The 20,905-nt window shown below is 41.8% G+C and carries 13 protein-coding genes; 9 read left to right on the forward strand and 4 right to left on the reverse strand.

What is annotated here, in order from left to right; translation table 11 throughout:
* Positions 1-3: 3 nt before the first annotated feature.
* On the forward strand, positions 4-2,970 hold the full coding sequence (locus RAH45_RS06995; protein ID WP_290423507.1) for a Tn3 family transposase: 2,967 nt from the start codon (positions 4-6) through the stop codon (positions 2,968-2,970).
* A 59-nt stretch (positions 2,971-3,029) separates the two neighbouring features.
* A complete protein-coding gene (locus RAH45_RS07000) occupies positions 3,030-3,413 on the forward strand; it encodes a hypothetical protein (RefSeq protein ID WP_306495057.1) in 384 nt (127 codons plus the stop codon).
* A 434-nt stretch (positions 3,414-3,847) separates the two neighbouring features.
* Here RAH45_RS07000 and RAH45_RS07005 read toward each other — a convergent pair whose 3' ends face one another.
* The 4 genes from RAH45_RS07005 to RAH45_RS07020 all read right to left on the reverse strand — a co-directional run bounded on the left by RAH45_RS07005 (position 3,848) and on the right by RAH45_RS07020 (position 7,297).
* Positions 3,848-4,294 carry a DUF1810 domain-containing protein gene (locus tag RAH45_RS07005; protein WP_306495058.1) on the reverse strand — a complete coding sequence of 149 codons (447 nt, stop codon included), beginning with the start codon at positions 4,292-4,294 and terminating at the stop codon, positions 3,848-3,850.
* Between the two features lie 150 nt (positions 4,295-4,444).
* Complete coding sequence (locus RAH45_RS07010; protein ID WP_306495059.1) at positions 4,445-5,452, reverse strand: helix-turn-helix transcriptional regulator; 1,008 nt, start codon at positions 5,450-5,452, stop codon at positions 4,445-4,447.
* 148 nt (positions 5,453-5,600) lie between these two features.
* Complete coding sequence (locus RAH45_RS07015) at positions 5,601-6,458, reverse strand: PP2C family protein-serine/threonine phosphatase (protein ID WP_306495060.1); 858 nt, start codon at positions 6,456-6,458, stop codon at positions 5,601-5,603.
* Between the two features lie 359 nt (positions 6,459-6,817).
* Positions 6,818-7,297 (reverse strand): hypothetical protein, encoded by a 480-nt coding sequence (locus tag RAH45_RS07020; RefSeq protein ID WP_306495061.1) that lies wholly within the window; start codon positions 7,295-7,297, stop codon positions 6,818-6,820.
* 260 nt (positions 7,298-7,557) lie between these two features.
* On the opposite strand from RAH45_RS07020, the gene RAH45_RS07025 reads away from it, so the two are divergent.
* The 7 genes from RAH45_RS07025 (at position 7,558) to RAH45_RS07055 (ending at position 20,810) form a co-directional block, all read left to right on the forward strand.
* The gene (locus RAH45_RS07025) at positions 7,558-10,281 is read left to right on the forward strand and encodes a type I restriction-modification system subunit M (protein WP_306495062.1); all 2,724 of its coding nucleotides are present in this window, start codon (positions 7,558-7,560) and stop codon (positions 10,279-10,281) included.
* Positions 10,281-11,549: a restriction endonuclease subunit S gene (locus tag RAH45_RS07030; protein ID WP_306495063.1), complete on the forward strand. Its 1,269-nt coding sequence runs from the start codon at positions 10,281-10,283 to the stop codon at positions 11,547-11,549. The genes RAH45_RS07025 and RAH45_RS07030 overlap by 1 nt, the downstream gene beginning before the upstream one ends.
* Positions 11,550-11,572: 23 nt before the next feature.
* Complete coding sequence (locus tag RAH45_RS07035; RefSeq protein WP_306495064.1) at positions 11,573-13,399, forward strand: DUF262 domain-containing protein; 1,827 nt, start codon at positions 11,573-11,575, stop codon at positions 13,397-13,399.
* Positions 13,399-15,933 carry a DUF262 domain-containing protein gene (locus RAH45_RS07040; RefSeq protein ID WP_306495065.1) on the forward strand — a complete coding sequence of 845 codons (2,535 nt, stop codon included), beginning with the start codon at positions 13,399-13,401 and terminating at the stop codon, positions 15,931-15,933. The genes RAH45_RS07035 and RAH45_RS07040 overlap by 1 nt, the downstream gene beginning before the upstream one ends.
* Positions 15,926-19,084 carry a type I restriction endonuclease subunit R gene (locus RAH45_RS07045; protein ID WP_306495066.1) on the forward strand — a complete coding sequence of 1,053 codons (3,159 nt, stop codon included), beginning with the start codon at positions 15,926-15,928 and terminating at the stop codon, positions 19,082-19,084. The genes RAH45_RS07040 and RAH45_RS07045 overlap by 8 nt, the downstream gene beginning before the upstream one ends.
* Positions 19,084-19,812, forward strand: coding sequence for a M48 family metallopeptidase (locus RAH45_RS07050; protein ID WP_306495067.1), 729 nt, complete (start codon positions 19,084-19,086; stop codon positions 19,810-19,812). The genes RAH45_RS07045 and RAH45_RS07050 overlap by 1 nt, the downstream gene beginning before the upstream one ends.
* A 101-nt stretch (positions 19,813-19,913) precedes the next feature.
* Positions 19,914-20,810, forward strand: a complete 897-nt coding sequence (locus RAH45_RS07055) for a hypothetical protein (protein WP_306495068.1) — start codon at positions 19,914-19,916, stop codon at positions 20,808-20,810.
* Positions 20,811-20,905: the final 95 nt, after the last annotated feature.

Here is a 20,905-nt window from a genome sequence, read left to right on the forward strand (position 1 = left end):
ACCATGCCGCGTCGCTCGATTCTCTCGGCTACGGAGCGCGACACCTTGCTTGCGTTGCCGGAAAGCCAGGATGACCTGATCCGCTACTACACCTTCAACGACTCCGACCTGTCGCTGATCCGCCAGCGGCGCGGCGACGCCAACCGCCTGGGCTTCGCGGTGCAGCTCAGCCTGCTGCGCTACCCCGGCTATGCGTTGGGCACCGACAGCGAGCCGCCCGAGCCGGTCATCCAGTGGGTGGCCAAGCAAGTTCAGGCCGACCCGGCGAGTTGGTTGAAGTACGGCGAACGCGACGTGACTCGCCGCGAGCACGCCCAGGAACTGCGCACCTACCTACAACTGGCCCCGTTCGGCCTGTCCGACTTCCGCGCCCTGGTGCGCGAGCTGACCGAGTTGGCCCAGCAGACCGACAAGGGCTTACTGCTGGCCGGTCAGGCCCTGGAGAGCCTGCGACAGAAGCGGCGCATTCTGCCGGCGTTGAGCGTAATTGATCGAGCTTGTTCGGAGGCCATTGCGCGGGCCAATCGCCGAGTCTACCGCGCCCTGGTCGAACCACTCACGGACTCGCATCGGGCCAAGCTGGACGAGCTGTTGAAGCTCAAGGCCGGCAGCAGCATCACCTGGTTGACCTGGCTGCGACAGGCACCGCTGAAACCGAACTCCCGCCACATGCTCGAACACATCGAGCGGCTGAAGACATTTCAGCTGGTGGACTTGCCCGAAGGCCTGGGCCGACACATCCACCAGAACCGCCTGCTCAAGCTGGCCCGCGAGGGTGGGCAGATGACGCCCAAAGACCTCGGCAAGTTCGAGCCGCAGCGACGCTACGCGACCCTGGCCGCCGTGGTGCTGGAGAGCACCGCGACGGTGATTGATGAGTTGGTCGATCTGCACGACCGTATCCTGGTCAAGCTGTTCAGCAGCGCGAAGCACAAGCATCAGCAGCAGTTCCAGAAGCAGGGCAAGGCGATCAACGACAAGGTGCGCCTGTACTCGAAGATCGGCCAGGCTCTGCTGGAAGCCAAGGAAAGCGGTAGCGATCCCTATGCCGCCATTGAGGCGGTGATTCCCTGGGACGAGTTCACCGAGAGCGTCAGCGAGGCCGAGCTGCTGGCCCGGCCGGAAGGCTTCGACCATCTGCACCTGGTCGGCGAGAACTTCGCCACTCTGCGCCGTTACACGCCGGCCTTGCTGGAGGTGCTGGAACTGCGCGCTGCCCCGGCTGCGCAAGGCGTGCTGGCAGCCGTGCAGACCCTGAGCGAGATGAACGCCTACAACCTGCGCAAGGTGCCGGCCGATGCGCCCACCGCCTTCATCAAGCCGCGCTGGAAGCCGCTAGTGATAACCCCGGAAGGCCTCGACCGGCGCTTCTACGAAATCTGCGCCCTGTCCGAGCTGAAGAACGCGCTGCGCTCCGGTGACATCTGGGTCAAGGGCTCGCGGCAGTTCCGCGACTTCGACGACTACCTGCTGCCGGCAGAGAGGTTCGCCGCGCTCAAGCATGCGCAGGCTCTGCCCCTGGCGATCAACCCGAACAGCAACCAGTACCTGGAAGAGCGCTTGCAGCTGCTGGACGAGCAGCTGGCCACCGTCACCCGCCTGGCCAAGGACAACGAGCTGCCCGATGCCATCCTCACCGAGTCCGGGCTGAAGATCACCCCGCTGGATTCCGCGGTGCCCAATACCGCGCAGGCGCTGATCGACCAGACCAGCCATTTGCTGCCGCGCATCAAGATCACCGAACTGCTGATGGACGTGGACGACTGGACGGGCTTCAGCCGCCACTTCACACACCTGAAGGACGGTGCCGAGGCCAAAGACCGGACATTGCTGCTGTCAGCGATCCTGGGCGATGCAATCAACCTCGGGCTGACCAAGATGGCCGAGTCGAGCCCCGGCCTGACCTACGCCAAGCTGTCCTGGCTGCAAGCCTGGCACATCCGAGACGAAACCTACTCGGCGGCCCTGGCCGAGTTGGTCAACCACCAGTACCGCCATGCCTTTGCCGCCCATTGGGGCGACGGCACGACTTCCTCTTCCGATGGCCAGCGCTTCCGCGCGGGCGGCCGGGGCGAAAGCACCGGGCACGTCAACCCGAAGTACGGCAGCGAGCCGGGACGGCTGTTCTACACCCACATCTCCGACCAGTACGCTCCGTTCAGCACTCGCGTGGTGAATGTCGGCGTGCGCGATTCCACCTACGTGCTCGACGGCCTGCTGTACCACGAATCCGACTTGCGGATCGAGGAGCACTACACCGACACGGCCGGCTTCACCGATCACGTCTTCGCCCTGATGCACCTGCTGGGCTTCCGCTTTGCGCCGCGTATCCGCGACTTGGGTGAAACCAAGCTGTACGTGCCGCAAGGCGTGCAGACCTACCCAACGCTGCGACCGATGATCGGCGGCACCCTGAACATCAAGCACGTTCGCGCCCATTGGGACGACATCCTGCGCCTGGCCAGCTCGATCAAGCAGGGCACCGTCACCGCCTCGCTGATGCTGCGCAAGCTCGGCAGCTATCCGCGCCAGAATGGCCTGGCCGTGGCCCTGCGCGAGCTGGGCCGGATCGAGCGCACGCTGTTCATCCTCGACTGGTTGCAGAGTGTCGAGCTGCGCCGCCGCGTGCATGCCGGATTGAACAAGGGTGAAGCGCGCAACTCCCTAGCCAGGGCAGTGTTCTTTAACCGTCTCGGCGAAATCAGGGATCGGAGCTTCGAGCAGCAGCGCTACCGGGCCAGCGGCCTCAACCTGGTGACAGCCGCCATCGTGCTGTGGAACACGGTGTACCTGGAGCGCGCCACCCAGGCGCTAGGCGAAACTGGCAAGCCGGTGGACGGGGAACTGCTGCAATACCTGTCGCCTCTGGGCTGGGAACACATCAACCTGACCGGCGATTACGTCTGGCGGCAGAGCCGCAGGCTGGAAGACGGGAAGTTCAGACCGCTACGGCTGCCCGGAAAACCTTAGCGTACGATTTTTTCCGAATTCTGCGGGCTCCCCTACCTAATCTGATATGTACCAATGCGATGGCTAACTTCCTTCTTCCTACATTGGAAAGCCATAAGTTAGTATCCCTCCTCTATCACTTTCACCTAGATATAGCCCGTGATCAAGCAAGGGATGCTCATGCTGCTATTGCTGATATTTACTTCACTGAGCTGGTGCTTGGTAGTCTGATTGATTTAGCCAACAGCCAAGGTCATAAGATAAGTGATATGGAAAGCTTATATGAGTTTAGTGAAATGGCGCGTATACCCACGCATTTAAGCTTTGGTAAACATAAAGGAGAGGCTATTGCAGACTTAGCCACTAGTTCTGAGGGTGCTGGCTATCTTAAATGGCTACTTAAACAGGACAGTGTTGATCCTTATCTAGTTCAAGCTTGCCAACAAGTATTGGAGTCGGTATAAATAAACTGATGTAGTCGGTTTTATAGTAAGAAAAAACATGTTTGCTAAGTAGCTCGATGAACATTGGGATTTGAATAACTGCTGATGGGGCTTGCTTACAAAGCTTATTACTATAGTTTCTTCAGCATAGCTCAATCGTTGTTCGTTACAAAACAATCAATAGCAGACTTTGGTTAATGATCCATGGTTTGTCGATATAGAACAGCACTAGGTATATAATCTATATACGAGTCATCAATCTGATACTTCATGGTTATACTCACTGATCATTAAGAAGTTTTAAGGTAGTCAAAAGTATTAAACTTCGGCGATATTTTACGACTGTAGAGCGCTTGCACAGTTTCTAAGAGATTTAACATCTGGCATAGTTCGTTTATTGAAGTTTGATCTTCAATAAGGGTTATATCATCTTTTACGGTCTCGTTCGGTTTTATTTATTTAGCTTGTTGATCATTGATTTGCTTTAACATTCTAATGGAATTTATATCGTAACTGCCTTCAAAATACTGATCCAAAAGCTCGTTAAAAACACGTTTTTTATTAGTGGACGCTAAAGTAAACAACGTAAGGGAAGAGTGTAATTTCAGCGTATCTGGTAAACCAAAGATGTCTAAAGCGCTTTTATCAGGATGCAACAATAGTAATTCAGCACACTCTATTAACCGTCCTCCAAGTACGTCGTGCTGCAAATACTCCTTTGCTTGCTCTAGACTCTCTATTTCAAAGCGCCGAGCCATTGTACTGCGCCCCAAGCCTTTCACCTGTGGAAAAATAAACCACATCCAATGGGTGCGCTTCTGCCCTTCGGTTAACTCTTTAATAACCGATGGATAAACAGTATTTTGGGCTTGGATAAAATTATTGAACAAAGTCTCATTCATAGTGCTACTCCTATGTATTCCCTCGGAAGCTTAAATCTCTAATTTTTATATACTTTTTGAATCATGCTAGTTACCCAAGGCTCTATAGTAAGACTGTCATTAATAGTCCTATTAAATGACATAAGTAAATCACCTTGCATTTATTAATAACTAAGCTTGATCTTCATAAAGCGCTAACGCACTCTTTAAACGCTCAAGAATTATTGTTTTAAGCTCATTTGGTTCTACCACCACTGCAAGCTGCGACATACTCACCAACCAATCTTGCAGACGAAGCGTATTAGCCACAGTAGCGCTGACTTGATTCCAAGTACTATCGATAACCGTAATCTGCTGATCTTGTGATAATGGACGCTCGTATAAATGCTGACAGGCATATTTTTGTACCTTTAAAACCAGTTTGATCTGAACACTATCAGTTGGTTCTAACTTACCTAATTTATTCAAACACTCTAATGAAAAAATATCTCGTCCTACCCAATCAGGGGCTGGCTTGTCTATGACTGCTGCCTCAGTAATTCTACTGACTGCAAAGTTGCGATGCGCTTTTAGCAGTACCTTATCATCGATATGATCATCAGTAGGATTAAAGCCTGTGAGATAAACCATATTATCTATAAAGATAAGTCCTTTGGGACAAACAACTCTTTGAATTAATTTTTCTTCCCATTTATTTTGATAACTTATTTCTAATTGACGATTTTGTAGCAGAGCTTGGTGAATGCTTGCCATCACATCATTCTTAAGCGTCGGTGCTTGCACTATACTCGGTAAAGTAATGAGATAATCTTGCCATTGTCCTAGCTTACTTTGATGAAAACCATCCTTATTATGCCGACCTAATTGGGTGAGCTTATCTGTGATATTTTGCTTAAAAGATACTGGTAAATAGTTTGCGGTATATTTATCTAGCATCTCCCAAAAGAACACTGTTTGCTCATTGATAATATCGATACTAAAGCTCGGCTCAATATAAAACCGTGCTGTCTTTCCACTAATATTTTGACCCCATGCTGGCACTCTCACTAATGCGTCACTATAAAAAATATCGTTAAATATTTGGTTTAAGGCAATCAGATCATTCTCTAATTTTTTACGTTCATTAGCGAAATTATCTGAATCGTCACCATAACCAACCATAATCTCTGTTAATGACATAGCATCAGCCTCACTCCGAGGCAAACATTGATATAAAGCAAATAGACGTGTCGACTTTGTATAGCTTGCGATTGGGTGCGTGGGCATATGAGTTTCTCAGTTAAATCGTTCAGTGGTAAGTTTACAGCTTCATTACTAAAACAATGGTTCAATCAAAACGAAGCAAAATAGCTGTTCCATTGTCATAAGCATTGCCATCTGAATCATAGACTTGATTCTTAAGAGTGATTAGCCATTCCTGTAAATCTGTCTCCGCACTGACAGGTTGCCATTCATGACTTGGCACTAAATCATGAATGCCATCCGTACAAACCAAGAGACAATCGCCACTATTAACATCAATCGTTTGAGACATGCTTTCTGGCGCTTCACTATTTAGATAACTGCTATCACTAGTCAATGCAAAGCATTCAGTAATGCTATATAAACTCCCTGCCATCCCTTCTCGGTTATAGTCTGCAAATTCTGCTTGGCGGCCTTGCTCTTGTGCTTGCTGATCAATGAGCTCATTCAATAGATTATGATCTCGAGTCAGGCACTGCCATTGTGACGCATCTTTAAGCAGCAAATAAATACGACTGTCACCCACATGCGTTATCGTTGCCTTTATTGTTCCATCACTATTTAACTCTCCAACCACCATTGCGAGGGTTGCTGCCGCGCCATGACGCTTGGATGAATGCTTGGTTTTATTAATCAGCTGATGAAGACCCTCTGAACGGATGCTCTTCTGCTCACTCCACAACCTACTAATCGCTTTTACCACCGCCTTTGAGCAATGCTGTGAATAATTAGAGCTGGCAACACCGTCAGATACTGCTAAACAAAAAGAAAGCGTAACTGGTGTCACTGTCATCACTCCTAAGTCTTCTTGATACCAATTATCTAAAAAGAAAAAAGCGTCTTGTTGTAGGTTATTACTGGCATTACCTTGGAAGGTGATTGCACAGGCTTGTGCTATAGGAAGCATATTTTGGACTGTATCGTTATTTGAAGAGATATTCATGGTGCTAAGCCTATATATTTATCATAAAAGCTAGTATATCGAACAACCTGTAAAATTATTTTCTAGGTTTTCTATTATTAGAAATTTTAGCGCACAAATATATTCTAATAAAGATCACCCTACAAGCCAGCATGCTCTATGTGAGACATTAACCTCTTTAATAAAACTGGATTTTACGCTCAAATATAATAGCGGCAATATAAGTGAAAGATAGAAAAAATCTATCATAAAAGAACCCCCATGAGTTGGACCAACTCATGGGGGTTCTTTTATGATAGATACGTTTTTTATTGAGTAAAAAACACTAAATTGCTGAGAGTGTAATTGCCAATATTAAGCAGCCTTATATAGATATCAATCTAGTCCATTACAATTGGAGTGCAGAAAGCAGTATCTTTATTTTTGATAGCTCTAAAGCACTTCAATATACCATTATCTAATTCAGCAGATTCAGCTTCGCGTAGCTTATCCATTGCAGTCTCAGAAACTACTTTGAACGTTTTCATTCTAATATGTACAAGTTCGCCAGATTTACCGTTGAAAGAAACTTCTTCTACTAAATTTTTTACCCTACCATCCTCACCAAAATCAAAAGTAGCGTCATTAACAGTGCTATATTTCTTACCATTTTTCAATTTGAAGTTAAGCTGTTCAATACCATAGCTCATGCTTCCACCTATAGCGCCTGTATAGGTACAAGCAGACTTTGTCGCTTTTTTCTTAGAGATTGAGTCAATAACAGTGCATTGAGTTTTACCTTTAACTTCAGACACGTTAGCCATTGCACTGACTGACATTAATGATAAAGGTATAAGAACAAGTAGAGACGCTAATTTCATAGATATTTCCTAGGCTTGGTTTGTTTAATGGCTGATTATGATTGATTAAAGCTCAACAAACAATAAACTTTAGCTTATTAAATTTAATTGATTTTAATATCACGTATTTCTTAGATGGAGATCAACTATGCACTTAGATATTGAGATCTACCCTATATCACACAGTCAATAACACGCCTAGCAATCTAAGCGATTAGAAGTATAATGTAACCCATCAAAATCTTTCAAAACACTCATAAATTTAATAAAAAGATCTAACTATGGCACTTAAAAAGACCGAAATATATTCAACCCTTTGGGCAAGTTGTGACGAGTTACGTGGTGGTATGGACGCCAGCCAATACAAAGACTATGTATTGACCATGCTATTTATGAAGTACGTATCAGATAAATTCAAAGACGACCCTTATGGTGACATCCTAGTCCCTGAAGGCGGTAGCTTCGATGATATGGTACTACTCAAAGGCGATAAAGAAATCGGTGAAAAGGTTGATAAAATCATTGGTAAGCTTGCCGAAGCCAATGGATTAAAAGGTGTTATTGATGTCGCTGATTTCAATGATGAAGAAAAGCTTGGTAAAGGCAAAGAGCACGTTGATCGCTTATCTAAGCTTATCGGTATCTTTGAAGGTATAGATTTATCTGGTAACCGCGCTGATGGTGATGACTTACTTGGTGATGCTTATGAATATTTAATGCGTCACTTTGCCACAGAATCAGGCAAATCTAAGGGACAATTCTATACCCCGTCAGAAGTGTCTCGCATATTATCCAAAATTATCGGCATCAATGAAAATACGCCTCAAGACGCCACGGTTTACGATCCAGCATGTGGTTCGGGCTCATTGCTACTCAAAGCGAGTGATAAAGCGCCACGAGGTCTGACTATCTATGGCCAAGAAAAGGACTCTGCCACGACTGCTTTGGCAAAGATGAATATGATTTTGCATGGTGCAGCAGGGGCAGATATCTATAAAGGTAATACTCTAGCCTCGCCGCAATTCGTTGAAGGTAATCAGCTTAAGACTTTTGACTTTGTCGTAGCGAACCCTCCTTTTAGTAGCAAAAACTGGACGAGCGGTCTTAATCCAGAAGCGGATGAGTTCGGGCGCTTTACATGGGGCATACCACCAGAGAAAAACGGCGACTATGCTTTTCTTTTACATATTATCAAAAGCTTAAAGAGCACTGGTATTGGGGCGGTTATCCTACCGCATGGCGTACTGTTCCGAGGTAATGCTGAAGCGCATATCCGTAAGAACCTAATCAAGCAAGGTTATATCAAAGGCATCATCGGCCTGCCAGCCAACCTTTTCTATGGTACAGGCATCCCTGCTTGTATCATTGTCATCGATAAAGTAACCGCAGCTAGCCGAGCAACCGGCGAGTCTGGCTTATTTATGATCGATGCCAGTCGCGGCTATATGAAAGACGGCAATAAAAACCGTTTACGAAGTCAGGATATTCATAAAGTTGTCGATATGTTTAATCATCAGTCTGAGCTGGCAGGTTATAGTCGTATGGTGAGTCTGGATGAGATTGTCGATAACGAGTACAACCTTAATATTCCACGCTACATCGATGCGAGCGAAGATGAAGATCAGCACGATCTAGTTGCCCATCTACAGGGCGGTATTCCGCTAGCAGATATTGATGCGTTAGAATCTTATTGGCAAGTATTTCCAAGCCTACGCAAAGCACTGTTCTCTGACTTGAGAGACGACTATCGTCAGTGTCTCGTGCCAGCAAATGAAGTCAAAGCAACGGTACTGGCGCATCCTGAATTTATCCAATTTGCTAGCCAAAGCCTAACACCATTTAGTGACTGGTGGTCAGCTACTAACCTTGCAGATATCCAGCAAGGTGATAAAGCCAAAGATATCATTCACCGCATCAGCGAAGACTTACTACAGCGCTATACCAATGCTACCCTGCTTGATAAGTATGACATCTATCAAATCCTAATGGACTATTGGTCAGAGTCGATGCAAGACGATGTTTATGCTATTGCCCAAGATGGTTGGATAGTCGGTAAGCAGCTGCGTAAGCTCGTTGTCGCAAAGGGTGAAAAACTCAAAGAAACAGCAGATCTAATCATCGATAAAACCAAATACAAAGCCGAGCTTATCTCGCCAGCATTAATCATTAACCGCTATTACTCTGACGAGCAAGACCATATCGATACGCTACAAGCTGAGCTTGATACAGTAAGCAGTACTCTGATTGAATTCGTCGAAGAACATAGCAGTGAAGAAGGCATACTCAATAACATAAGCACCAAAAAAGAAGCTAATGAGTCTTTGAAAGACTTTTATATTCTTGCCTATAGAGTGTTCGCTCTTGATCAATATAAAGATTATGTGAGAATGAATAAGACTATCGAAACAGCACAGAATGAATTATTAACATTGGGTCAGAGTCATGTGATTGACAAGGCAAATAAATATAGTGGGAAGATTACCCTCAAAAACTTGAAGTCTTATCTAAACACTGATGCGTCAGCAGAAGATATCAATACGATTAATAGCTATATCAAAAAAGATAGTTTGATAAAAGCAGAGCTGAAAAAAGTAAAGGCTTTCGAAAAAGAAGCAGTCACAGTGATCGATAAAAAAATGCAAGAAGATGACATCTCCGATTTTAACGATATTCAAAAAATCCATCAATTTTTGCAACTAACTGATACTGAAGCCGCTGCAAAAAAAGCAGTAAAAGAAGCCCAAGATGCTTTAGATTTAGCAGTATTTAAAAAGTACCCAACACTAACTGTGGATGAGATTAAAGCCTTACTGGTCACTGACAAATGGCAAGCGGCATTACAGTCACGTATTGAGGCGGAGATTGAGCGTATCACCGCCCAACTTGCTGATCGGGTTACGATATTAGAAGAGCGCTATGCCGAGCCATTGCCAAACCTGCTTGATGAAGTCGATAGACTAAGTCAAAAAGTGACTGCGCACTTGCAAGCGATGGGAGTGGCGTAATGAGTGACGTTAATGTACCAGTAGGCTACAAAAAAACAGAGATTGGATTTATTCCAAATGATTGGAATGTTGCACCCTTAAAATCCTTGTTAAAAGAACCTCCTAAATATGGAATAAATGCACCAGCAGTTCCTCTAGTAGGTAAACTACCTGTTTATATAAGAATTACAGATATTACTGAGGATGGCTATTATTCTCCTGAGAAACAAGCTGGTGTAAATAGTCAATTTTCAGATTCATATATCCTAAATGACGGAGATATTGTTCTAGCCAGAACAGGAGCAAGCGTAGGTAAATCTTATTTGTATAGAAAAGAAGATGGAGTTCTAGTTTACGCGGGCTTTCTTATTAAAGTATCGCCTGACGATAAAGCACTAAATCCTAGCTTTTTATTTCAGTACCTTAAAACCGAACAATACTGGGCTTGGGTAATTGTGAATTCTATGCGAAGTGGGCAACCTGGTGTTAATGGTAATGAGTATGGGAACCTACCAATTCCTGTACCCAATGTTAAAGAACAAACCGCCATCGCCAACGCCCTATCTGACGTCGATAACTTACTCCAATCGCTAGAAAAACTTATCTCTAAAAAAGAAGCCATCAAAACTGCCACTATGCAGCAGCTATTGACAGGCAAAACTCGCCTGCCTGAATTTGCTACTCGTGAAGATGGTAGTCAAAAAGGATTTAAGCAGACGGATTTAGGTCAAATTCCAGAGGATTGGGGTTTTTCTACATTGGGAGAAATAGCAAGAATCAATATGGGTCAGTCTCCCAAATCATTAAACTATAACAAGTCTGCTATTGGTCTACCTTTAGTTCAGGGTAATGCAGATATATTAAATCGAAAAACTATAATACGAAATTACACATCACAAATAACTAAGACTGCCGATAAAGATGATTTGATACTATCAGTACGTGCTCCAGTAGGAGAGGTTGCAATAGCTGATTTTAACTGCTGTATAGGACGTGGAGTTTGCTCAATCAAATACCCTAATGCTTACCTTTATCACTGGTTAATACATTTCGAAAGTCAATGGGAAAAATTCTCCAAAGGTTCAACCTTTGACTCAATAAATTCACATGAGCTTAAAGCTATTTCATTATGTATACCCTTCTTAGCAGAACAAACCGCCATCGCTACTATTCTCTCCGATATGGATGCAGAAATCAAAGCTCTAAATACTAGACTTGCCAAAACGCAGGATATTAAGCAAGGCATGATGCAGCAGTTATTGACTGGCAAGTTACGCTTACCACATTAATTATTAATAATTGAGGAATCACAATGCAAGATAACATATTAATGTTAAAGCCAATCAATGATTTACTGGACAAGAAGTTTTATATACCAGCGTATCAACGTGGCTATCGTTGGACTAAGCGCCAAGTTACTGACCTACTTGACGATATTAAAGAGTTCCAACAACAAGTCGAAAATAGTCCGAATGCCAAAGACAAATTTTATTGCCTACAACCTATTGTGGTAAAGAAACATGGTGATGAATGGGAAATTGTTGACGGTCAGCAACGCTTGACCACCATACATATTATATTAACTTGCCTTAAAGAGATTTTACCTTTAGTTGGTAAATCTCGTTACGAAATTAGCTATGAGACACGAAAAGGCTCATCTGATTTTTTAGCGAACATTAATGAAGATCAAGCTGAAGATAACATAGATTTTTTTCATATAGTAGAAGCTAAAAAAGCGGTTGATGAGTGGTTTGAAGATAAAGGTAATTATCGAATACAGCTTATTCAAACTTTGCTTAACGAGGATGATAGCGGCAAAAACGTAAAAGTTATTTGGTATGAGCTAGGTGAGCTTGAGAATGCTACTGAGGTATTTACTCGACTAAACATGGGTAAAATCCCCTTAGTAAATGCTGAGTTGGTCAAGGCCTTATTTTTGAAATCCAGTCATTTTGTGGCAAATGGTGATGAAGTCATAAAACTACAACAGCTTAAAATTTCTCAAGAGTGGGACTCGATTGAAAAGAGCCTACAAGATGATGCTTTTTGGTATTTTCTAAGTAATCAAAAAACCAAAACCAATCGCATTGAATTTATTTTAAATCTTAGAGCATCAGCACTTCGTAACGGCAATGGGATTCTTGATAACGACAAATTTAAGACTTTTTTACAGTTCAATCATATACTTGCTCAAAATGATGCTGATGTAAGCCAACAATGGTTAGAGATTAAAAGAACCTTTATGACTCTTAGTGAGTGGTTTAGTGATCGTACTTTATTCCATTTAATTGGTTATTTAGTATCTCAGGATATATCTATTTCTAAGATATTCGAAATCAGTAGTAATAGTCAGGGTAAAAAAGATTTTCATAATCGTCTAATTAAGCAAATTTGGAATCTAGTATTCAGTGGTAAAACACAAACAAACCCATCTTTAGACGAACCAAAAAACATCATAAAAAAATACTTAGCAGATCTGAATTATGAGAACAGTAACACAAAGCAGCTACGTCAGACTTTATTGCTATTTAACATAGTAAGCCTACTAAATAACCCAGACTCAAACGCTCGTTTTCAATTTGAAAAGTTCAAGCTTGATGATTGGGATATAGAGCATATACGCTCTATTAGCTCAGAGATACCAGATAGTATAAACAAACAAAAGCAGTGGCTTGAACAAGTGATTGACTATACCTCTGAAGACAACACCCTAGATGCATACAGTAATTTTACAATCGATAATTTTAAAGAAACTCAGCTTATCAAAAAGCAAGCTTATCATCTACACTCAACATCATTTACTAAGGGTCAATTTGAAGATATTTATGATCGTGTCATTAGCCTCTATGACCCTAATAATAATGATGAAGTAGACAACTCTATCGGCAACTTAACCTTACTTGATAGCTCCACCAATCGTAGTTATAAAAACGCTATTTTTCCTATTAAGCGCAAGAGAATAATAAAACTGGATAAAGAAGCTACCTATGTGCCTTTATGCACTAGAAACGTGTTCTTGAAATACTACAGCACAAACGTGGATAAGATGCTGTATTGGGAAGCTAGTGATAGTAATGACTATCAGTCAGCGATACTAGATACTATGACTAACTTTTTTACTGAAATAGGGGCGCAATAATGAACATAGGTGAAAAGCTGACTTTTACTGAATTATTTGACCGAGTAGCATTTGTTGAGATTCCCATCATCCAGCGTGATTATGCTCAGGGTAGAAAAGACGAATACGAAGTTAGAAATACATTCCTAGATGCCTTATATAATGCATTATCAACTGATCGTGCTGACTCCAATCAATCTTTAGATTTGGACTTTATTTACGGCAATATTGATGACGATACCTTTTCAGTACTTGATGGCCAACAACGACTGACCACCCTATTTTTATTGCACTGGTTTTTAGCAATCAAAAACAAGCGTTCAGCCGATTTCAGAGAACAGTTTACAGTCGATAATAACTCGCGCTTCACCTATAAAACCCGTCCAAGCTCAATCGAATTCTTTGATGCAATGACCACAGATATAGATTTTGCAAACACTTTTGACCATTCAGAGAACTTGAACAAACAAACCATCAGCGAATTAATTATTGATAGTAACTGGTTTTATTTATCATGGAAACAAGACCCTACCGTTCAAGCCTGCCTAAATATGCTTGATTCTATTGAGCAAAAATTTTCAGCTTACAATGGTAATTTATATCAAAGGTTAATTCATACAGAAATCCCTTATATCACTTTTCAGTTCCTACGATTAGACTCATTCGGTTTATCTGACGAGCTTTACATCAAAATGAATGCCCGTGGCAAACCCCTTACACCATTTGAAAATTTTAAGGCAACCCTTGAACAAAAAATTAAGTCTTACAATGATGGCTGGCCAGAATATAGATTAGACCTTTCAGGGCATAATAAGCAATTAGTAGATGGTTACAAATACTTTATTCATAAAATAGATACCCATTGGGCAGATTTATTTTGGCCTTATAGAAACCTGTTTTCGCAAGATAACACTTACGATGATGAGCTTATGAACTTCATTCGCTTAATCATTCTGTATCAATATTTATTAGACCATAGGGAGAGCTCTAAATCTGTACCAAAAGAACATTTAGGCGTAATTATGGGTACAGGCTCCAAGCTACTGCCTACTACCATATCTGAATATGAAGCATTAAATTGCTTAAACCAGAACTTTATTATCCGTTTAATAAAAATATTTGATTTGATTTATAGAAATGGTCTAAAAGATAATAAGATAGAGTCTTATTTACTCAGACAAAAGTACTATTCTGAAGAAAAAACTTTTAAGAAAGTGCTTTTGAATGAGACTAGCTATGCTGACAAGCTTAGATTTTTTGCGTTTTACGCTTATCTCTCAAAACATGAGTTATCATTAGATCAAACTGAACTGATGCAATGGACACGTGTTATCTACAATCTAACTGAAAATACTATCATCGATGGTTCAGACGATTTTTATCGTGCATTAGATTCGATTGAGACATTGAGTAATCTCAATGAACCCATTCTAGACATCTTAAAGAACAATACTAATATAACTGGATTTTTAGGTGACCAGATTCTTGAAGAGAGAATCAAAGCACAATTATTACTAAAGTCAGAAGACTGGCAGTCGGTTATATATGAGTCAGAAAACCATTCATTTTTTAAGGGGCAAATTGGCTTTCTTTTAAACTTTTCAGGCGTGTTAGCCTTCTATCGCGAGCATAAAAACTGTGATTGGGGTACTTCAGAAAACAATTACTATCTGGATAGCTTTAAAAATTATGCTGAATCAGCTAGTAGCGTCTTTAGGCTCATTGAGAAAAGTTCAGGTAGTATTAATTATCTTTGGGAGAGAGCGGTACTTAGTAAAGGCACCTATTTTACTGAAAGAAGCTATGGTCGCTTAAACCTATTAAGCACACGCGAGAAAGCCCAAAATATTGAACGTGATCATAGCTGGCGTCGTTTATTACGTATTGGTTCTAAAGACCGTACAATGGAAGATAAGCAGGTTTATATCAAAGCCGTATTTGACGACCCTGATTTTGATAAAAGTAATATAAACACTATAAAAGAATCCTTGGGCATAATTTGTGCTAAAGCTATTGAAAACAACAGCATTACGTATTGGGAAAAGTCTCTAATTAAATATCCATCCCTCTTTAAATATTGTAATCAAGGTTTTATACAGAAAAATGGTGAGGAAATTATCTTACTTGGACACTCTCAAAGAAACCACTATCATAGCGAATTATATACAAAAATTCTTGAGATCGAATTAGGAGAAAACACTAATTTATTGAGCCCTTTCAGTAAATTAGGTTATCAAGAGGTTAAATCTAGAGAACAATCAGCAGGTCTACATATAAAAAATTGGCACTTTGAAGGTCAGCTACTATCTATCGAAATAACGAAAGAAGTTAATAACTTCAATATATATTTCAAGAATGATACTCTAAACTCCTATCCTGAACAAATTAAAAGCCTATTACTAGAATCAGGATTTGAACATATCGAACCAGATCAAGAGTTGGATACAATAGCTAATCATGACTATTTCATTGATACTAAACAAACCACTGTAAAAGATGTCATTACCGAATTAGAAGGCTTATGTGCAAAGCTAAGGGCTATCAACGATGAGTAACATCAATCAGCGGGAACGGATAACCCAAAATCGTGTCGTACAACTCTTTCAAGACGAATTAGGCTATCGTTATTTAGGCAACTGGCACTCCCGAGCTGACAATAAAAATATTGAACGCGATATTTTAGAACAATGGCTTAAAGGGCGTAATGTCAGTACGCCGCTCATCGCACGTGCTATCAGCACCTTGGAAAAGGCAGCTTCTTTAGGAAGTGGCATTAAGCTTTATGATGCCAATAAAGAAGTCTATCGGTTGCTACGCTATGGTGTGAAAGAAAAGGAAGGCTCAGGCGAGCATACACAAACGGTTTGGTTAATCGATTGGGAGAACCCGGAAGCAAATGACTTTGCTATTGCTGAAGAAGTGTCGATCAAAGGCGAACATAAAAAACGCCCTGATGTGGTGTTATATGTGAATGGTATCGCTCTTGGCGTACTGGAGCTTAAGCGCTCTACCATTTCAGTCTCTGAAGGTATACGTCAAAATCTTGATAACCAAAGCAAGGACTTTATCCGTAACTTTTTTACTACCATGCAGCTGGTCATGGCAGGTAATGATACCCAAGGGTTGCGTTATGGAACTATTGAGACACCAGAGCGCTATTACTTGGAATGGAAAGAGGCACACCCTGAGCATACGCCACAATCAGATGCCAGTATTCCGCAGTATATTAGCAATTTAGCTGCTAGCAACGAGCTATTGGACACGCATCTATATCATTTTTGCAATAAGCAACGCTTTCTCGATATCATTCACAACTTTCTAGTTTATGACATGGGCATCAAAAAAACTTGCCGGCACAATCAATTCTTTGGCGTACAATCGACTAAACGTTATCTTGCTGAGCGTAAAGACGGCATTATTTGGCATACCCAAGGTTCAGGTAAAAGCCTCACTATGGTATGGCTAGCCAAGTGGATACGTGAGAATATTGAAAATAGCCGTGTACTGGTCATTACTGACCGTACCGAATTAGACGAACAGATTGAAGGCGTGTTTTCAGGTATTGACGAAGAGATCTATCGCACTAAAAGTGGTGCAGATTTGATCAACAATCTTAACCAACCAAACCCTTGGTTAATGTGCTCATTGGTACATAAATTTGGGCGTCAAGGTGACAGTGATGACGATGACTCTGGTAGTACTGATGACTTTATCCGTGATCTGAAAAATAGTCTTTCATCAAACTTCAGTGCTAAGGGCGACATCTACGTCTTCGTCGATGAGTGTCACCGTACCCAGTCAGGTCGACTACACAACGCGATGACTACCCTACTCCCTAATGCTACGTTTATTGGCTTTACGGGTACACCGCTACTAAAAAAAGACCAGCAAAAATCTATTGAGGTTTTTGGTCCCTATATCCATACCTACAAATTCGATGAAGCGGTAGCTGATGGCGTTGTACTTGATTTGCGTTATGAAGCACGTGATATTGACCAACAGTTGCTGTCACCAGACAAAATCGATAAATGGTTCGATGCCAAAACACGTGGACTGACCAACATTGCTAAAACTCAGCTGAAGCAGAAATGGGGCACGATGCAGCGAGTGTTATCAAGTCACTCTCGCCTAGAGCAAATCAAGAACGATATCTTATATGATATGGAAACGCGCCCACGATTGGCAGATGGTCGAGGTAACGCCATGCTGGTGTGTGGCAGTATCTACCAAGCCTGCAAAGTCTATGAGATGTTTAGCCATACTCATCTAAAAGACAAGATTGCTATCATTACCAGCTATCAGCCTACTGCCGATAGCATTAAGGGTGAAGAAACTGGTGAGGGCACGACTGAAAAGCTATTTAAATATGCAACCTATCGCAAGATGATCGCCGAGTATTATGATATCGATGAACAAGAGGCTGGCGCGAAAGTTGAAGACTTTGAGAAAGAAGTCAAAAAACGCTTTGTCGATGAACCGGGGCAGATGCGCTTATTGATCGTGGTTGATAAGCTGTTGACTGGCTTTGATGCACCTTCAGCAACCTACCTGTATATCGATAAAAAGATGGCTGATCATAATCTGTTTCAGGCCATTTGCCGCGTTAACCGCCTAGACGGTGAAGATAAAGAATACGGCTACATTATCGACTATCAGGATTTATTTCAGTCACTAGATAAAGCCATATCTAGCTATACGCAAGGTGCCTTCTCTGATTATGACAGTAAAGACATCGAGGGATTACTAAAAAACCGCCTTGAGTCTGCCAAACAAGACTTAGATAATGCTCTGGAGATGGTAAGAGGCTTATGCGAGCCTGTTAAATATCCTAAAAACACCCAAGATTACTATGCTTACTTCTGCTCTACAGATGACGCCTCTATTGATGAAAAATTAGAGAAAGAACAGCTGCGAGTTACCTTGTATAAAAGCGTCGCCAAACTATTACGTGCTTATGCCAACATCGCTAATGAAATGGCAGATTGTGGCTATGATGCTGCTGAAATAACTCGCATTCAGAACGATGTTAAGCACTTTGAGAGCGTACGCGAAAGTATCAAAATGATGAGCGCTGATATGCTCGATATGAAACTCTACGAGCCAGCCATGCGTCACTTGCTTGACAGCTATATTCGTGCTGAACCTAGCGATACCGTTATGGATTTTGAAGAACTTGGTTTAATTGAGCTAATCGTCGTTAAAGGGACTGATGAGCTTATCAAGGCGCTACCCGATAACATTGCTAACGATGAAAGCAACGTGGCTGAAACCATTGAAAATAATGTACGTAAGACTATCGTCGATGAAAATCCAGTTAACCCTAAGTACTATGAGCACATGTCTATCTTACTAGATGAACTCATCACATTGCGTCGGCAAAAAGCATTGGATTATAAAGAGTACTTAGAAAAAATTAGAGAGCTATCTAGCAAGGTATTAAGACCTAATGGTGCAAATAGCAACTATCCAGAATCCATAAATACCAATGCTAAACGTGCCTTGTACGATAATTTGGATCAAAACGAAGAATTGGCTGATAAGCTTGACGCCGCTGTCAGACTCAATAAGCAAGCCGACTGGCAAGGGCATCTGTTAAAAGAGCGCAAGATTGCAAACACTGTCAGAGAAACCTTTGCTCTGTATAGTGTGGATATCAATATTGAAGAGATTATGGCATTAATTAAAGCTCAACCGGAATACAAATAGTGCAACTAACTATTGGCTCATTAGACATTCAATTGCAGCGCAAGACCATTAAGCATTTGCATATCAGCGTGATGCCACCTGATGGTCAAATTAGAGTGGCTGCACCTGAATCAATGACAGAAACTGCTATTAGAATGGCAGTGATTCACCGCATACCTTGGATTCGCAAACAGCAGGCAAACTTTGCCAAGCAAGTCCGCCAATCTACTAGAGAAATGATCAGTGGAGAGACACATTACTTATGGGGCAGACGTTACAGGCTTGAGGTTAATGAGCTAGATGCAACTCAAAGCATAGCAAGTAGCGTTAAACTAAAAAACGGCAAACTTATCTTAACAGTCAGTAATGGAACATCAACTGTCGATAAATTAAAAATTTTGAATGAATACTATCGCGCCCGACTAAAAGCTCGTGCTCCCGATTTAATCAACAAATGGTCTGAGCAGATAGATGTGACTGCCTCAGGCTGGCAAGTACAAAAAATGAAGACTAAGTGGGGAAGCTGTAATATCGAGGAAGGACGAATATTACTTAATCTTGAATTGGCTAAAAAGCCCTTTCCTTGTTTAGAGTACATTATCGTGCATGAGCTATTACACTTTAAAGAGCGACAGCATAACGATAGGTTTAAAGCTTTATTGGATACACACATTCCTGACTGGAGATCGAGACGTGACTTGCTTAATCGGATGCCTTTGGGTCAAGAGAACTGGAAGCAGCGGGAGTAACTTTTGATAACCCAGTTAGTAGTAAAGAATGATGGTTATTATTCTAAGTAACGTCTCAGAATTATTATATCACTACAAATCGATTACTTAAGGAAGCTATAATGTATAGGGATTTAGAACCATATCTTGACGATATACAACGTAGTGTAAACTCAAAGTTTGAAAACTATAAACAGCTTTTTGAATCCATTAATGGTTTTTCTGATTTGCACGAAGCTTTGAGAAACTTTAAAAATCTAAACTTCTCAGTTAATAAATTTACAGTTATATCCGACTTATTGGAAGCCTTCCATGAGGATAGCCAGTCAAGTAATCATGAATACCTAATATGCGAACTTAATAAAGTAGTCGCAACCTATTTTTATAAGAATATCCTCTTTACATTTGATGATGATTATTTCTTTATCCAAGCTTGCATTATGTTTATACATCGCATTTTACGGGAGTATGACGCTTGTGATGAAGATACTGTTATGGTAGCGCAAACTCACTTGTACTACTTATCACAATTATCTATTAATTTAGCCGAAAGCTTCTCTGACACAAGTACAAGCTACGATGATGTTGAGCTTACAAAGGATTCTCAAAAAAGCTATATAGAGGAAATGGAGGAGAACTTAAGCAATACTATATGTTCAATAAGAGAGTTTTCCAGTATTAGCTCTAGAGATGACTTTATCAGCCAGACGGTCATAAAAGTCAAAAACAAACATTTAGGTTGGCTAGAAAATTCTGATAACAGTCATTCTGTCGCTCAGTTAAATTCAGATGAATTAAAAGATAGTATATCTCTTGAACTTAAGGACCTAGCGTTACCAGATCTACTAGAAGTTCTAAATATGCACGATAATGATATTTATGACATTATTGATAGCCATGGTTATAGGACATGGAATGGTATTAAAGCTAATATATTATCTGGTGAGAAATTTCAACAACTTACAACTATAATGATAGACGATTTTTTGAGGATCTCCCCTGAATTTTCTCGAAATTAATAAGACTATTCATGTGTTTTACTGGCCTGAATAAGATCGTTAACTTATTAATGATTGTTAACATATGTGCCTCCAGTTCTTGAATCATGTCTCAT

The organism is Psychrobacter sp. van23A (genome assembly GCF_030845275.1).
Lineage (GTDB): Bacteria > Pseudomonadota > Gammaproteobacteria > Pseudomonadales > Moraxellaceae > Psychrobacter > Psychrobacter faecalis.

Excerpts from the sequence above, each read along its gene's own strand:
- RAH45_RS07025 (WP_306495062.1), top strand. The coding sequence starts at position 7,558 with ATGGCACTTAAAAAGACCGAAATATATTCAACCCTTTGGGCAAGTTGT.
- RAH45_RS07035 (WP_306495064.1), top strand. The coding sequence starts at position 11,573 with ATGCAAGATAACATATTAATGTTAAAGCCAATCAATGATTTACTGGAC.
- RAH45_RS07055 (WP_306495068.1), top strand. The coding sequence starts at position 19,914 with ATGTATAGGGATTTAGAACCATATCTTGACGATATACAACGTAGTGTA.
- RAH45_RS07000 (WP_306495057.1), top strand. The coding sequence starts at position 3,030 with ATGGCTAACTTCCTTCTTCCTACATTGGAAAGCCATAAGTTAGTATCC.
- RAH45_RS07030 (WP_306495063.1), top strand. The coding sequence starts at position 10,281 with ATGAGTGACGTTAATGTACCAGTAGGCTACAAAAAAACAGAGATTGGA.
- RAH45_RS07005 (WP_306495058.1), bottom strand. The coding sequence starts at position 4,294 with ATGAATGAGACTTTGTTCAATAATTTTATCCAAGCCCAAAATACTGTT.
- RAH45_RS06995 (WP_290423507.1), top strand. The coding sequence starts at position 4 with ATGCCGCGTCGCTCGATTCTCTCGGCTACGGAGCGCGACACCTTGCTT.
- RAH45_RS07020 (WP_306495061.1), bottom strand. The coding sequence starts at position 7,297 with ATGAAATTAGCGTCTCTACTTGTTCTTATACCTTTATCATTAATGTCA.
- RAH45_RS07015 (WP_306495060.1), bottom strand. The coding sequence starts at position 6,458 with ATGAATATCTCTTCAAATAACGATACAGTCCAAAATATGCTTCCTATA.
- RAH45_RS07045 (WP_306495066.1), top strand. The coding sequence starts at position 15,926 with ATGAGTAACATCAATCAGCGGGAACGGATAACCCAAAATCGTGTCGTA.
- RAH45_RS07040 (WP_306495065.1), top strand. The coding sequence starts at position 13,399 with ATGAACATAGGTGAAAAGCTGACTTTTACTGAATTATTTGACCGAGTA.
- RAH45_RS07010 (WP_306495059.1), bottom strand. The coding sequence starts at position 5,452 with ATGTCATTAACAGAGATTATGGTTGGTTATGGTGACGATTCAGATAAT.